This window comes from Streptomyces sp. NPDC006368, from assembly GCF_040612535.1.
Lineage (GTDB): Bacteria > Actinomycetota > Actinomycetes > Streptomycetales > Streptomycetaceae > Streptomyces.
On the sequence record NZ_JBEXQK010000021.1, the window covers coordinates 12,827 to 28,105 of the forward strand.

Consider the following 15,279-nt stretch of genomic DNA (forward strand, 5'->3'; position numbering starts at 1 on the left):
CGACGGAGGTCCCGTCTTTCGGTTCTTGCCGGGCTCGCGTGCCCCGGCACCGCGCCTCGCGGCGTTGTCGTCGGTCGCCCCTATCCCCCGTAGCCCTTCGGGCACGGGACGTGCCCCCACCGCAGTGGCTTCCTCCTCCGCCTCGCGATCCACGGCACCGGACCCCGCTCCCTGATCCGGCCTGACCCAAAGGACAGGCCCCGGCTAGGCGATGGACGCCGAGATGATGGCGGACACCGCGATGTTGCAGGACGCCGTCACCCACACCGCCGGGTGCGGCTCCGGCTCGACCAGCGTCGCCCCGAGGCGGCCCGGCGTGATCAGGTCCACCACGAGGAACGCCACCGCCATCATCACCAGCCCCAGCACGCCGAAGGCCGCCGTGGACACCAGGCCCTTGCCGAAGTCGTCGTACGTCGTCCAGATGGACGTGAAGACGATGCCGCCGATACCGAGCAGGGCCGAGCTCAGCAGCACGGCGGCGTTGCGATTGCGCTGCTCCCAGATCTGCCGGCCGAGCTTTCCGGGCGTCAGTACGTCGACCAGGACGATGCCGAGGATCAGCAGGACCACGCCGAGGGCGCCGTAGGCGGTGGCCCGGCCGAGTCCGTTGACGATGTCGCTCATGGGTTGCCGGCTCCGTATCGGAAGGAGATCTGAGTGATCGCGGTCAAGGAGACGCAAAATGTAGCGCACCGGTTCGGCGCGGTGACCCGTACGGCTCAGCAACGGGCTCACTGCGGGGGGCGGGCGACCCACAGTGGATGAGTACGCCTCCGCCGCACGCCCCCGGGAGATCTCCATGGACCGCACAGCCCGCCGTGACCTCGGCCTGCTCCTCCTGAGAGTCGGCACCGGTTCGGTACTCGCCGCGCACGGCGCCCAGAAGCTGTTCGGCTGGTTCGGCGGCGGGGGCCTCACCGGGACGACGCAGGCCATGGAGGCCATGGGCTTCCGCCCCGGCAGGCGGAGCGCCGTCGCCGCCGGTCTCGGCGAGGCGGGCGGCGGAGTGCTGCTCGCGCTCGGGCTGGCCACACCCGCGGCCGGGGCGGCCGCCGCCGGAGCGATGGCGGGGGCGGTCGCCGTGCACGTCCCGGCCGGGTTCTTCAACCAGTCGGGCGGCTTCGAGTACCCGGCCTTCCTCGGCTTCACCGCCGCCGCCCTCGGCCTGGCGGGCGCGGGGCGGTACTCCCTCGACCAGGTCACCGGTCACCGCTTCGATCAGCCCTGGACCCTGGCGGCTGCCTTCGCCGGCAGCGCGCTCGCCGCGGCTGCCGTGATCGGCAAGCGCGTCATGGACCAGGTGCCCCAGAACGGCGGCGAGCCCGACGACGTCGGCGCCGCCGGCCACGCATAGGCGGTCGACGACTCGTCCGGGCTGGGGGCGTCAGGTGGGGCCGCCGGGGGCGGCCGGCCGTACCTGACGCGGCCCGTTGACGGGCGCGCGCCGACGGACTCACCCCCCGAAGACCCGAAGCCGTACGCACGGCGGCACACCGCCGACGGCGACCACGTCCGGTGTCACCGGGGTCCGACGTCACCGGGGCGGCGTCCGGGTGACTCGCCACAGGCGGCGCGGCATTCCGGTGCGGGCACGGCGGGGCGAAGCAGCGCCGGCCGGCGCAGCGGACAGCGCCGTCCGGGGAATGCCGCGCCCGGGAGGGGGCACGTACTGGGTGTGGCATCGCTTTCGTCGGAGCAGCCGGTCAGGGTTCCGATGCTGACCGCGCGGTGGTTGAGCCAGTCGTTCGTGCACTGGCCCTACCCGCCTGACGAGGTTCAGGCACTGCTCCCGGACGGCCTCACGGTGGATGTGCTCCGGGGCGCCGCCTGGGTGGGCTTCACGCCGTTCCGGATGGGGTCCACGAAGGTGTTCGGCCTGGTTCCCGTACCGGGTCAGAACTTCCTCGAAACGAATCTGCGCACCTACGTGCGTCTGCCGAACGGCAGGGACGGCATCTGGTTCCTGTCCATCGACGTCACCGACCCCCTCATGCTCGCCGCCCGCGCGATCGGCGCGCCGTACCACCTGGGAGATCTGAGGATCAGCCGCGACGGCCCCCTCATCCACTACGCGGGCGACCGGCGCGGCGGCGGCCCGTCCTACCGCCTGAGCGTGCGCATCGGCGCACCCGTCGAAGCGGCCGAGGCGGACGTCTGGCTGACCTCGCGGTGGAGATCCTTCACCCGACAAGCCGGCTCGATCTGGGAGACACCCGTCGAACACGAGCCGTGGCCCCTCGCACACGGCACGATCCTCGATGTCCGGGAGACCCTGACCACCCATGCCGGCCTCACGGCCCCCGTGGGCGACCCCGTCATGCACTACTCCCCGGGCGTCGGCCCCGTACGGCTGGGAATCAGCCGCCCCACCGGCCTGCCGGCCCGCGGTCGCTGACCCGTCGCCCCCGCACGGCGACGGCGTCCGCCCAGCCCGTCGGCCGGTTCCTGTTTCGCGTGGACGTGGGTTGGTACCCGCCCTCCAGCATGACCGCGGAGGCGCTGACCCCGCCTCATCGGCCGGGAATCGACCGGCGGGGCGCGGTGCCGCGAGAGCGCAGGAGGAATGGCTTATGAGCGATGCCGAACGTGTGCAGCAGACGGGACAGGCTGCCAAGAAGGAAGTGGCGGCCACGGCCGGTCAGGCCGGTCAGGCCGCCGGTGAGGTGGCCGGAGTCGCCGCCGAGCAGGCCAAGGAGGTGGCCGGGCAGGCGCGACAGCAGGCGGGCACGGTGGTGCGCGACCTGCGGGAGCGTGTGCGCGGCGAGGCCCGGGGACAGGCCGAACGCGTGGCCGGCACGTTGCGGCAGTGGGCGGATGATCTCGGCGGAATGGCCGAGAACGCACCGGGTGACTCCCCGGTCCGCAGCCTCGCGACCCAGGCGGCCGACGGCGGCAACCGCGCGGCCGACTACCTTGAGAAGCACGGGGTGGATGGCCTCGTGGGGAACGTGCAGGACTTCGCGCGCCGCCGGCCGGGAGCGTTCCTGGGCGGAGCCGTGCTGGCCGGACTCGTAGTGGGCCGCCTGGCCAAGGCCGGCGGCAAGCAGGCGCGGAACACCCCCGAGCAGGCAACCGAGGAGGCCCGGCCCGCCCGGCCCGCCGCACCGGTCCGCGATGAGCCCTTCCTGGCACCGGGGCCGGTGCGGCCGGAGCTGCAGGGCTACCCGGAGGTGTGAGATGACGTCGATCTCGCCGCAGTCGCCGACGCCGGGCACGGGGGACCGCTCGGTGGGCGAACTGCTGTCCGCGGTGACCTCGGATGTGCAGCAGTTGTTCCGGCAGGAGGTGGAGCTGGCCAAGGCCGAGGTCCGCGTGGAGGCCACCAAGGCGGGCAAGGCAGCGGGGATGTACGGGGGCGCCGGGTTCGCCGGCTACATGGTGGCCCTCTTCGCTTCGCTGGCGGCCATGTTCGGCCTGGCCAACGTGATGGACACCGGCTGGGCAGCGCTGATCATCACCGCCCTGTGGGCCGTGATCGGCGCCGTCCTCTTCATGAAGGGGCGCTCCCGCATGCGGGAGGTGTCCCCCAAGCCGGAACAGACCGTGGAGACACTGAAGGAGGATGCGCAATGGGCACGTCACCCGACCAGGTGAGGAGCGAGATCGAAGCGACACGGGATCGCCTCTCCTATGACGTCGACCGGCTGGCCGACCGCACCAGCCCTCGCCGGATGGCGCGCCGACGCACCCAACGCGTCCGCGGTGCGCTGTCCGGAGCCAGGGAGCGGGTGATGGGCACGGCCTCGCACACCACGAGCAAGGCTCAGGGGCGTACGCAGCAGGCCGCCCAATCCGTGCAGGAAGGCGCCGGCCAAGCGGCGGACACCGTGCGCGACGCGGCCGGACAGGCGGGCGAGGCGGTGAGGAAGGCGCCCGAGCAGGCCATACGGCAGACGCAGGGCAACCCGCTCGCGGCCGGCCTGATCGCCTTCGGCGCCGGGCTGCTGGCCGCCTCACTCCTGCCGACCTCCCAGGCCGAGCAGCGGGCGGCCGCCCAACTGGCCGAGCAGGCCGGGGACGCGATCGAACCGGTCAAGCAGGCCGCCGCGGAATCCGCTCAGCGGCTGAAGGAGGACGCCACCCAGGCGGCGCAGCAGGCAGCCGGGCAGGTCAAGGAAACCGCCGCGGAGGCAGCGCGCACGACCCAGGAACAAGCGCGCGAACAGGCCACGCAGGTGGGCCAGCAGGCCCGCGACTCCGGCCAGCAGGTGGCCGGTGAGGCACGCGGCCAGACCCCCGGCACCACGCCCCCCGGGACCGCGTGAGAACCGTGTGACGCCCACCGGCGTCGGTGGCCGTCAACACCCGGGCCGGGTGCTCTGCCCCGGCCCGGGCGCCGGCAGCGGGCGCGCTCGGGAAGGACGCGGTCACTGCCGCGCCACGGCGCCGAGATGCAGGCGGAGTTGAGGACGTTGCAGCCTCGACGAGTTCCGCCGTCGAGAGATGTCGCGTCGCGCCGGCCGACGTCCCGGATCGGTTGCACCGCGCATGCCCGGCGGCCGACCGAGTCCGGTGGGCCCGGTACCCGCGCGGTAGCGTGCGGGGCACGGCATGGTTCGGCAGGAAGCGGTCCGTGAGCGCCACCAACTCCGAGCCGCAGGCGCGGATGCCCGTCGTCAGCGAGCCGAGCAAGACGGAGCACATTGCGCAGGACGCACGTCGGCGCCGTCCCACGGACGAGCACTGGTCGGACACCCGGATCTTTTCCTACGTCGAGCTGCTCCGGGACCGGTACGACTCGCCGCTCTACGTCGGGGTCGCCGGCAGGCCCGCCATCCTGCTGCGCCTGTCCGGCCGGATGCGCGCGGACCTCGACGGCCTCGGCAAGCTGATCCGGCGCGCAAGGGAGCCAACCTGTTCCTCCAGGGGCACCGTCTCGGACGGGCGTGAGCAAAGCTGCCCCATGGTTGTGATCACTAGTCACCGTCGGTAGTGGTCGAATCTGGTAGCCGAGTTGCTGGGCATCGCCGCGCTGCTTGGTCCCGGGCCCCTGCCATACCCCCACCCAACGCCCCCGGGCCCGTCCGCTAAGCCATCGCTGTGGCCGCAGCCCGGTGTGTGGTCCTTCATGCTGGCTGGTTCGGGTCGCGTGCCGCGAGGCTGGCGGTAGGTCGGCTCGCGGCCAAGTTGACTGCTCACGCAGGGCTTGGCGGAGCCGGATGGAACGCTTCTGCATGCAGGGCGATGCTGTCCACGCTGTGCCTTCCATCCGTGAGGCGGGCATCGCCTTTAGGTCAACCTCTTCACTTTATGTAGTTACGCGAATGCTTTGAGTCCTTGCCTGGTTAGGCTCCTTGCAGCGGACACGCCTGACCCGACACGGGGATCAGGGCGTGCTTTCGCCTTCCCCTTGTGCCGCGAGTAGAGGGCTGGATCGCTGTGACAGCACGCGTCGAAGACGTACGAAAGCTTCTCGACCAGGCGGCGGGCGGTGCGGTCGAGATCCCGGTGTCCGTGTTTACCGACCCCGATGCCGCAGCGCTCGTCTTTCCGGGCGGCACCGTGCGGATTGACGGCGCGGTGTGCGGTTCGCGGACTCTGTCGGTCGGGGGGCAGGCCACGATCACCGCGTCCTCGGCGCCGGTGGATGTCGCGTTCACCGTCGAGGGCGAGTGGGTTACTGGAACGGTGGCCGCGGTCGATCTCGGTGGGGGCCGCAGTCTGGTTCTGGTCGACGGAGCTCCGGGCGGTACGTCTCTGCCCGCCGGCGCCTGGGCGCTGACGGACGGCCGGGCGCTGCGGTTGACCAGGCGCAGCCCTGCGCCGCCGACCGATCCCGAGCGCCTGGACGGCCTGGGCCGTGCCCTGCCTGCCGTGAAGCAGCGGGACGGCGCCGCCCGCGATCGCAGCCCTCGGGCTCTGGTCACCGAGCATGGCATCGTCGTCCCCCGTCCTGGGCCGGGCCGCCGCAAGGGTGTGCGTGTCCTGGACTCCCCGGCGGTGCGCGGATGGTCGCCGATCGGCACGCCGGGCGGTGAGAACGGCTTGAGCGTCGACTACTACAACCCGCCGCTGCGCATCGCCGGCGCGTTGACCGCGCTGCCGGCCGCCCCGCCGTACAGGACGGTGGTCGGCGGGGTGTTGCTGGTGGACACCGGTGCGTTCAATGGCTCCGCTATGGGCGCCTACGTCATCCCCGACGGCTCGGGCGCCGATCCGTCGCTGTTCGCCTACGGCTCGCTGGGCAGCCAGGTGGGCTTCGGGCCGCCGCTGTTCCAGGTACGCGGCATCTCCGCCGGGTTCGGCTGGAACAGCCGCGTGCGGGTGCCGGCCGCCGACGCGCTGGACGACTTCCCGTTCCTGGTCGCGCTCGACAACCCGGGCGAGATCGGCGCCGACGACGAGGAGGTCGACCCGCTCAAGGTCCTCGGCGAGCTGATCGGCGGCGCAAATCCGTGGGTGCGCCCCCAGCAGGGCGACCTGTGGTTCGCGGCGGGCCTGGCCTTCGACTGCTTCGAGACCTTCAGCGGCCGCGCCATGGCTCTGGTGCAGACCGGCTCGGATCTGACGATCAGCCTGCTGGGTGCGGCCGGGATGCAGTTGCCCACCAAGAGCGACAAGAAGATCGCCCGGGTGGAGATCGGCATCGAGGCGACCCTGCGCCCGGCGGCCGGGGAGCTGAGCATCGGCGCGGCGTTCACCGACAAGACGTTCCTCATCGACCCGAACTGCAAGCTGCGCGGCGGCGTCGGCATGAAGTTCTGGTTCGGCAACCACGCCCAGGCGGGCGACTTCGCGCTCATGCTCGGCGCGATCCCCAAGGGACGGGAACTGCCCGCCCGCTACCCCAAGCAGCAGCCGGCTGGTTTGACCTGGGGTGTCGGGTCGACCGTCAATATCACCGGCAACGCCTATGCCGCGTTCACGCCCAAGTCCTTGATGGCCGGCGGTTCCCTGGACGTCGTCTTCCAGTCCGGCATGCTGCGCGCCTGGCTCACCGCCCGGGTGGACGCGCTGCTGGAGTGGAACCCCTTCTACTTCGACGTCGGGATGGGGGTGCGGGTCGGGGTCTCCGCGACCATCAAGGTCTGGTTCGTCAAGATCAGGATCTCGGTCGAGGTCGGCGTCAGCGTGCGCGTCTGGGGACCGGCGGTCGGCGGCGAGGCCACCGTCCACCTGTGGTTCATCTCCTTCACCATTCCGTTCGGCGCCGGCCGCCGCAATCAGCCCCCGGCACTGGACTGGGGCGGCTTTCAGGGCATGCTCCCGCCGCCCGAGAACATGGTCCGCACCACCCCGATCGCCGGGTACACCGGCGAAGGCGCTCCGCCGACCCGCGGCGACGTCAAACCGTGGCTGGTCAGCAATGGTGGTTTCACCTTCACCGCCGACACCCAGGCCCCTGTCAGCAAGGTCTTGTTGAACCAGGGCGGTGACACTACCGAGGTCGCCAGTGACGCTCCGGTGGACATCCTGCCCATGCACGTGCGCGGCAAGGGCAGTGAGCTGCGCATTTGGGTCACTTACAACGGCGCCAGCACATACAAGCTGACGCTCTGGGGCCGCGCGGTGCTGCGCGGGAATGTGCCCAACGGCTTGTGGGGCCAGCAGCCGGACGCACCGAACGACGGGATCATCCCCGACCGGATCCTCGGGATGCGGCTGACGTCCCCACCGGTCGACCACGGCACCTCCACCGGGTTCCTCGACGAGAAGGCCATCTCCTTCGACCCGATCAACCCCGACGGCAACCAGCCGCTGTCCGACGGCGAACAGGCCACGGGGCCGGTGCCGACGCGGCCCGGCGGCGTCATCGCCGCGATCCAGGACGGCATCGACACCACCGCCACCCGCGCCAACCGCACCGCCCTGGCCCAGGCACTGGCCGATCTTGGTGCGGACCTCGGCGTCCTCGACAGCGACCTGAGCGGCTACGCGCATGCCGCAAGCACCGCCTTCACCGCCGAGCCCATGCTGGTGGCCGCCGGCTGACCCGACCCCTGCCAGGGCTGCCCATACCCGTCGAGCGGGGCGGCCCGCGCCGCCGCGCGCCCATTCGCGGCACCCGTGACTTCCCGCCCGCCGCGTCCTGTCGAAAGGCACGCCCCGTGACCACCACCTCCGAACCCGCTCCCCAGCCGCGCACCAGCGCACCGGCGGCCGAGCACCGCACCCGGTTCTTCGACCACCGCATCCCCTCCCTGTACGCCGGCCGCTACATCATCGGCAACCGGCAGATCCTCAAGGACGTCGACGGAGCCGACCGGACCGTCGACGCCGCACCCCAGCCTTTCGACGTCGTGCAGCCGCGCTTCAGCTTCGACCCGACCGGCATCAACGCCCGCTTCCCCGTCCCCGACGCGGTTGGCACCTACAGCCAGACCCTCGCCCACATCAACCTTGATGCCCCCGGCCTCCCCTGGGCTCGCCTGCTCGCAGAGGGCCAGCCGGGCGCCGTCCCGTGGATGGCGCTGCTGCTGTTCCGTGAGGGCGAACTTCCCGACGAGGACCCGGACGCGGTGGGCCTGGTCAAGGCCGGCACTGTTCGCGAGCTGCTGGACGGTGACCTGGGCGACGGTGTGGTGCCTGGCATCGACCCGCAGAGCATGCGCCCGGACGAGTACGACGAGCAGTGCGCCACCATCCGCGTCCCCGCAGAGCTGTTCGACGCGGTCAAGCCGCTGCCTGTCGAGATGGGCTATCTCGCGCACCTGCGTGAAGGCGGCCGCCCCGACGCCACCGTCTTCGGCGCCGACCCGGAGCCCGACGAGGGCGAACTCAACGCCGTCCTGGTCGCCAACCGCTTCCCCGCCGCCACCGGCGGGCGGCACGTCGCCCACCTGGTCTCCCTCGAAGGCCACGACCGCTACCTGACCGCTCCCGCACCGGCCGAGGGGGTGCGCCTGGTCTCCCTGGCCTCGTGGTCCTTCACCACCGAACCCGATTCCGGCATCGGCTTCGGCGACCTCGCCCAGCACCTGGCCACCACCGACGGCAAAACGCCGCGCCCTGCCGATGAACTGCGCCTGCGCGTACCGGCCTCCGGGCCGGCCAATCCGGCGGGCCCGCAGAAGGAGGCCCTGGACCGCATGGCGGGCGGCGCCGTCGCCCTGCCCCAGCGCCTGGAGAGCGGCGAGCGCACCCTTGCCTTCTACCAAGGCCCCCTTACCGCCCAACCCGCACAGGAGCTTCCCGACCCCTCCGCCGGACCCGAAGGCCGCCTGGACTCGGCCGGCGAGGCACTGATCTACCTCCAGCAGTACGGCGTTTTTGACACCGCCTACGCCGCAGCCTTCACCATCGGACGCACCCTGGCCCTGGCCGACGCCGAGTTCCGCACCGCCCTGCTGGAGTTCCGCTCCGCCGCCCGCACAGCCGCCCGCCGTCTCGCCTCCCACCCCGACCTGGCCTCCCGGGCGGCCACCGCGCTCACCGCCCGCCAGGTCACCGCGCCCCTGGCCTACGAGGCGTTCGACCGTCTCCTCACCGCCGGCGACAGCGATGACGGGTATGGACGCGGCGGCAGCGCCCGCCTCGTCCAGGCCCTCGACCAGGCGGGCTCACAGCTGCGCTCGGGCCGCCGCCGCACAGCCGCCCGCACCCGCCGCAGCCCCGGCGACGTCCGTGCCGTCCTTACCCAGCCCGGTGTCGCAGGTCTTCTCACCCAGGCCGCCGCCGTCGAGTTCGACAAGGTCACCGGTTGGCTGAACGCGCTGCGCCGTCTGGAGCTGCTGGATCTGTCCCACCTGGTCCCCGACAGCCGCGCACTGCCCGCCGAGAGCATTCGCTTCGCCTACGTCGATGCCGCCTGGGTACGCGCGGCGGTGGACGGCGCGCTGAGCGTCGGCGTCGGACATGCCCTGGACGCGGACCTCAACGCTCTTGCCATCGGCGGTGGGCCGGTGCCGAAGTGCGCGGTGCTGATCAACTCCAGCCTGGTCCCGAACTGGCCGAACACCATCGTCACCGCCTACACCGGACAGGACGTCGTCGAACCGGTGCGCGACGCGGTGTTCGGCACCGAGACCCGGCTCATCCTCTTTCCGGAGGTGATCGACCGCTTCGAGCTCGCCGAGCCGCCGCGCGGCCTGTGTTTCGGCATCGGCGACGTCGGCACCATCGAGCTGCGCGAGATCACCGGCGACCGGATCGGCCACCCCATGGGCGAGTTTCCCCAGCCGGCCGGCTTCGCCCGCTTCCTGCGCCCCGGCGGGCGCGACGTCCTCAACCTCGACGGCCCCGGCGACGCACTGCTGCCCGCCCTGTCCAGTGCCCACGGGCTTGGAGGAGGCCAGCGGGTCTCCTCTGCCCAGTTCGCCCTGCAGATGATCAACGCACCGCAGGCGCAGACGTTCTCCCGGCCCTGAGCCCCGCCAAGCACTCGCGCTGACGAAAGGATCCCGGGCCATGTCCGTGGACAACACCCTCATTGTGCCGGTCGAGGTCGCGGCCCTGGCCGTCAACCGGGCCACCCGCGACACCGGCACCCCGCACGTCTTCCACCGGTGGATCACCAACTTCACGAACATCGGCGAAGGCGTTCCCCCGGAGCCGGCACCGTTCTCCAGCCCCGAGCAGTGGACCGGACGCGAGGAACGTCTCGGGGTGTACCTGCAGTGGGAGCTGCCCGCCGCCCTTACACGGGGCCGCCACGACGAGGAGGAAGGGGTCGGCGACTTCCCCCTGGTCCCGAACCGGTGGCTCGTCGTGCGCCACACCGACAGCACCCGCACGCTCAAGGCGTGGATCGTCGAGAGCGACTACCTCGACCCCATGAACGGCAGTGTTTCCTTCCAGGAGCCCGACAGCGAAGAGCCGTCGGCCACGAAGATGGGCAGGTGCCACGAGCTCACCGGCCCCTGGCGCGAGCCGGCCAATGGCCGTGCGCCGTTCCTCACCGCGATCGGCCCCGGTCTGCTGACGTTCTCCGTCTTTCAGCCCTACAACACCAATGTCTTCTCGATGCACGACACCCTCCTCGACGTGCCTGGGGGGGAACTGCCCGAGAACGAGCGGCTCAGCTACTTCGTGGCCGGCTGGTATGCGGATGCGGCCAGTGACATCCTCGCGGGCACCGACGACCTCGCAGCCCTGCTGGAGCGCCTGCAGTGGAGGCCGCCCGTCGCCTCCGGCAGCGGCATCCGCACCTCCGTCTACTCCGGAACCGTCCTGGGCCTGGACTGGAACCTCAACGGCTCCGTCCCCGACTCCGCCTGCCCGACGCCCGGTGATGTCACCGCGATCGTGTCCAACAGCATCGCCGAGGCCGTCGCCGAACTCGGCGGCCAGGCCGACGGCCAGGGCGCCCTCTCGGCAGAGGAGGTCGACCTGTTCCGGGCCTTCCTCCTCGGCGGCATCGACGCCCTGGAGGAACGCGACCGGCCCGAGGCGGACATCCTCACCGACCGCCGCGCCCACGACACTGCCTTCGGCCCCGTCGCCGGCGGCTACCGGTGGTTCATCGGCGAACGCGGCGAGGAGACCGGCCGCACCGTTTCCCGCGCGACCAGGGCGGCGGAGGCGGAGACCGTCGCCGACCTCAACCGGCGCCAGGCCGAGCACGACGCCACCGAAGCCAACCTCGACGCGGCCCGTGAACGCCTCTACCACCTGTGGTGGCTCACTCGCCTGGAGCGCCGGTCCGACGACTTCAACGCCCGCATCGAGACCGAACTCGACCCCGCCAACCCCGACGGGGCAGCGGGACACGTCATGACCCTCGCCCGCCGTCTGGCCGAGCAGCGCGCCGAGCTGCCCTGGGGCAAGAGCGAGGCCGAACTCGCCGAGAGCATCGACACCCTGCGCCCCGCCTTCGGTGCCTGCGCGGCCCGTCGGCTCATCCGCGTGCCCGCCCAGGACTACGAGTACAGCGCCGACCCGGTCCTCACCCTGGAGGGCGCCAACCTGCACGCCCCCCTCACCCGCGACACCGCCCTGCCCTGCCGCACCCCGGAGCGCACCGTCACATCCGCCTCCGGCATCACCACCGCCGACGTCGCAGCCACCGCCGCCCAGATCAACCTCACCGGTCAGCAGCCGGCCTGCTTCCCCGCCCTGCTCGCCGAGTTCCTCATCCTCGACCGGGCCCTGAAGAGCGGCCAGATCCGGGACGTCACCGGAACTCTGCCCGAGTACGGCACCGCACCTTGGGTGATGCCCTGGCAGCCGCTGTATCTGCTGTGGAAGGCCGAGTACTTCCCCCTGCCGCTGCGCGACGGCGACACCGCGCACTGGGACTTCATCGACGGCTCCCGATACCAGTACAACGGCACCGCAGAACCCGGCACCCCCCTGGTCGTCTCCGGCCGCCAGACCCTCGCCCCCTCCGCCGGCCACATCATCGACGGCACCCTGCAGACCTACGCCCGCGTGCGCGACCAACTGCCCGCCGACGCCCTGCGCCAGGTCCGCTCCCAGGCCCGTAAAGCGAACTACCTCTCCCAGAGTCTCGACGGCTTCGGCGCCGCCATCGCCCAGCGCCAACCCTCCGCCGGCCTCCAGCCCACCGGCGACCTCACCCAGCTCATCGGCAACGGCGACTACCCCCCGCCCAACCCCGGCCCCCTCAAGGCCGAAGACTGGGACCCCGACCCCGTCTCCACCTTCCAGGACCTGCGCGCCGGCCAGCTCGCCTTCCTCGACCTCGCCGTCGTCGACCGCTTCGGCCGCTCCGTCAACCTCATCACCAACCCGCTGCACTTCCACCCCGAAATGCCCGACACCATGCGCCCCGCGCACCCCGTCAGCGACTACGACAGCGACCGCCTGGTCGAACTCGGCCCCCGCCTCCTCCAGCCGGCCCGCCTGCGCTTCGACTTCCTCGCCGCCACCACCGACGACGACACCGACCTCACCCCCGGCGCCAACCCCGTCTGCGCCTGGCTGCTGCACAACCGCCTCGACAAGTCCCTCGTCGTCCACGCACCCCAAGGCGCGGCGCTCGGCGAGCTCCGAACCACCCTCAACCGGGAGGGACGGCGGGAAGTGACCTGGTCGGCCCTGCCCGGCTCCGACATCGAGCGGTTCGAACAACTGGAAGCACTGGCCCCGCGCGCCTACCGCCTCCTGAACGCGGTCCGGACCCGCGGCGAGCAGACCTTCGACGCCTTCCGCGCCACCGTCGATCGCGCCCTGCAGACCATCGACCCCGACGGGCCCGCCGACCCCGGCCTCGGCTTCCTCCTCGGCCGCCCCCTCGCCCTGGTCCGCACCCGCCTCACCCTCGACCTGCGCGGACCCCTGCGCACCGACGTCAGCTGGCAGAACCTGTTCAAGCCGTCCCCCTCCAAGCTTCCCGCCTACCCCTGGGCGATCCGCCTCGGCGAAGCCCAACAGAGCGACGACGGCCTCGTCGGTTACGTCCTGGACGACGACTACGACCACTTCGAGACCGTCATCAACCCCGCAGCCGGCGCCGGAGACTACCTCCGGCCCATCGGCGACACCCCCAGCCTCGAACTCGACTTCGGCACCCACAACACCGCCGTCGCCACCGTGCTCCTGGACCCCCGCGCAGCCGTGCACGCCACCACCGACATCCTCGCCACCAAGCGAGTCTTCATCCCCCAGGAGTTCACCGACCAGGCGATCACCCGGATGACGGTCAACTTCCGCACCGGCCCGCTTCTCGCCGCCACCACCCCCCTCAGCGGCGACGGACAGGTGGAAGAAACCGTCCTCATGCCGACCCCGGCCGGCGTCCTTGGCACCTGGACCTGGACCGAGGCCCGCGGCGGCGACTGGGAGAACCTGCCGATCCTCAGCCAGGACCAGTACGACCTCCCCCTGGCCGAACCCGAGATCCGCTCCGGCTTCCTCTCCCTCGACAACGCCGTCGCCCACAGCCGCACCGGCAACTGACGCCACCCCGCCACCCTGCGTCGCCCCATCCAGGGGGCGGCGCCGGCCTGGATCCCGAAGGAGCACTAAATGAGTGTGGTCGTGCAGACCCAGACCGTGGACACCGCCGCCGCGGCGGATGACCCGCTGTTGTCGTACACCGTCACCACCACCCCGAGCCCCTTGAAGGCCTCACCCGAGAATCCGCAGGTCCCCGAGGAGGTCGGGGAGGTGGTGATCTCGGTGGCTCGGCAGTGCGGCACGTCGGCTGACGTCGAGTGGATCAAGGTAAAGGTCCCGGCCGGGACGATGGCACCCGACCTCGCCGTCGACCTCGCGAAGATCAGCCCCCGCATCAGCCTCACCGGCTGGACCGTCCGGCTGGACGCCGCCGCCAAGGAGTTCGTCTTCGAGCCCGCCGCCAGCCACACGCCGATCGGCCCGGACACCGGGTTCACCCTCCAGCTGTCCGACATCCCGATGAGCCGCAAGGTCGGCACCGCCCCGGTCACCGTCACCGAACGCTCCCGCACCGGAAGCAGCGCGTTCCAGAACCGGCTCACCATCTTCAACCTCGGCAAGTTCCCCGCCGACTTCTACCTCCGCAACTTCCTGTGCGAACCCTCCATCATCCCCAACGGCGGCGACGTCCACCTCACCTGGGAACGCTCCGCCAACGCCACCTACGAACTCCTCTACGGTGACGTCAACCGCGACGTCACCAACCGCACCAGCCTCCCCCTCGAAGGCATCAAATCCGACACCACCTTCTACCTCCGCGCCACCACCGGCGACCCCACCAACCCCGTCGTCCGCATCCTCTCCGCCCAGGTCACCGTCCTCAAACCCGACCTCGACATCGGCAACCTCACCGTCAACGGAAATACCGTCCTCAACGGAACCCTCACCACCAACGGCCACGCGGACCTGTCCCGGGGAGGGCTGAAACTGTTCGGTGACCCTCTTACCGATGCCACGGGGAACATTTCCCCAGGCAACCCATGGCGATACGACTTCCCCTGCGACGGCCTGCTCATCGTCCGTCTTGTAGGGACTCAATTCACTCTTCGCCGGCCCACGGAATCTGGCGGCTGGTCGTTGATCACCGACTCGGCCAATTCAACGGCCGCCTATAGCCCGTATCCAGTGAAAAATTCCTGGCGGCTCGAAATTACGGCCAGCAGTAGCGGCCATGCGTATGTGACTTTTTACCCCTTCGGAGCCCGCTGATCCGGAAGGTGGTGATAGGCATCGGCTGGGTAAGGTACGGCGGGATTGTGGTCGAGGACCAGGTCGGTACCGACATCCCGATGAGCCGCAAGGTCGGCACCGCGCCGGTCATCGTCACCGAACGCTCCCGCAACCGGAAGCGCCGCCTTCCAGGACCGGCCCAGGGTCCTCGACATGGGCAATTTCCCCGCCGACTTCTACCTGCGCAACTTCCATGCGATGTCCTGGTGTGGACCTGCGGTCGGTGCCTGTAGGTGTTCCTTCCCC

11 protein-coding genes are annotated in these 15,279 nt (G+C 71.1%); 10 read left to right on the plus strand and 1 reads right to left on the minus strand.

Features of this window, described 5'->3' with window-relative positions; translation table 11 throughout:
* Positions 1-204: 204 nt before the first annotated feature.
* Positions 205-627, minus strand: coding sequence for a DUF350 domain-containing protein (locus ABZZ38_RS17530; RefSeq protein ID WP_356740493.1), 423 nt, complete (start codon positions 625-627; stop codon positions 205-207).
* A 175-nt stretch (positions 628-802) separates the two neighbouring features.
* On the opposite strand from ABZZ38_RS17530, the gene ABZZ38_RS17535 reads away from it, so the two are divergent.
* From ABZZ38_RS17535 to ABZZ38_RS17580, 10 genes are all read left to right on the plus strand, one after another.
* Complete coding sequence (locus ABZZ38_RS17535; RefSeq protein ID WP_356740495.1) at positions 803-1,357, plus strand: DoxX family membrane protein; 555 nt, start codon at positions 803-805, stop codon at positions 1,355-1,357.
* 360 nt (positions 1,358-1,717) lie between these two features.
* The gene (locus tag ABZZ38_RS17540) at positions 1,718-2,398 is read left to right on the plus strand and encodes a DUF2071 domain-containing protein (protein ID WP_356740497.1); all 681 of its coding nucleotides are present in this window, start codon (positions 1,718-1,720) and stop codon (positions 2,396-2,398) included.
* Between the two features lie 175 nt (positions 2,399-2,573).
* The gene (locus ABZZ38_RS17545) at positions 2,574-3,179 is read left to right on the plus strand and encodes a hypothetical protein (RefSeq protein ID WP_356740499.1); all 606 of its coding nucleotides are present in this window, start codon (positions 2,574-2,576) and stop codon (positions 3,177-3,179) included.
* A gap of 1 nt (position 3,180) precedes the next feature.
* Positions 3,181-3,597 (plus strand): phage holin family protein, encoded by a 417-nt coding sequence (locus ABZZ38_RS17550; RefSeq protein WP_356740501.1) that lies wholly within the window; start codon positions 3,181-3,183, stop codon positions 3,595-3,597.
* Positions 3,573-4,268: a DUF3618 domain-containing protein gene (locus ABZZ38_RS17555; RefSeq protein ID WP_356740503.1), complete on the plus strand. Its 696-nt coding sequence runs from the start codon at positions 3,573-3,575 to the stop codon at positions 4,266-4,268. Before ABZZ38_RS17550 ends, ABZZ38_RS17555 begins: the two co-directional genes overlap by 25 nt.
* Before the next feature lie 308 nt (positions 4,269-4,576).
* A complete protein-coding gene (locus ABZZ38_RS17560; protein ID WP_356740505.1) occupies positions 4,577-4,936 on the plus strand; it encodes a hypothetical protein in 360 nt (119 codons plus the stop codon).
* 446 nt (positions 4,937-5,382) lie between these two features.
* Entirely contained in the window at positions 5,383-7,935 is a 2,553-nt protein-coding gene (locus tag ABZZ38_RS17565; RefSeq protein WP_356740507.1) for a DUF6603 domain-containing protein, read from the plus strand.
* A gap of 116 nt (positions 7,936-8,051) precedes the next feature.
* Positions 8,052-10,310, plus strand: a complete 2,259-nt coding sequence (locus ABZZ38_RS17570; protein ID WP_356740509.1) for a hypothetical protein — start codon at positions 8,052-8,054, stop codon at positions 10,308-10,310.
* A 40-nt stretch (positions 10,311-10,350) separates the two neighbouring features.
* Positions 10,351-13,803, plus strand: a complete 3,453-nt coding sequence (locus ABZZ38_RS17575) for a hypothetical protein (protein ID WP_356740511.1) — start codon at positions 10,351-10,353, stop codon at positions 13,801-13,803.
* A 69-nt stretch (positions 13,804-13,872) separates the two neighbouring features.
* Positions 13,873-15,012, plus strand: coding sequence for a hypothetical protein (locus tag ABZZ38_RS17580; protein ID WP_356740513.1), 1,140 nt, complete (start codon positions 13,873-13,875; stop codon positions 15,010-15,012).
* The last annotated feature ends 267 nt before the right edge of the window (positions 15,013-15,279 follow it).

What these genes read in the sequence shown, in the direction of transcription:
- ABZZ38_RS17550 (WP_356740501.1), top strand. Translation starts at nt 3,181, where the DNA reads ATGACGTCGATCTCGCCGCAGTCGCCGACGCCGGGCACGGGGGACCGC.
- ABZZ38_RS17575 (WP_356740511.1), top strand. Translation starts at nt 10,351, where the DNA reads ATGTCCGTGGACAACACCCTCATTGTGCCGGTCGAGGTCGCGGCCCTG.
- ABZZ38_RS17555 (WP_356740503.1), top strand. Translation starts at nt 3,573, where the DNA reads ATGGGCACGTCACCCGACCAGGTGAGGAGCGAGATCGAAGCGACACGG.
- ABZZ38_RS17535 (WP_356740495.1), top strand. Translation starts at nt 803, where the DNA reads ATGGACCGCACAGCCCGCCGTGACCTCGGCCTGCTCCTCCTGAGAGTC.
- ABZZ38_RS17540 (WP_356740497.1), top strand. Translation starts at nt 1,718, where the DNA reads ATGCTGACCGCGCGGTGGTTGAGCCAGTCGTTCGTGCACTGGCCCTAC.
- ABZZ38_RS17580 (WP_356740513.1), top strand. Translation starts at nt 13,873, where the DNA reads ATGAGTGTGGTCGTGCAGACCCAGACCGTGGACACCGCCGCCGCGGCG.
- ABZZ38_RS17545 (WP_356740499.1), top strand. Translation starts at nt 2,574, where the DNA reads ATGAGCGATGCCGAACGTGTGCAGCAGACGGGACAGGCTGCCAAGAAG.
- ABZZ38_RS17530 (WP_356740493.1), bottom strand. Translation starts at nt 627, where the DNA reads ATGAGCGACATCGTCAACGGACTCGGCCGGGCCACCGCCTACGGCGCC.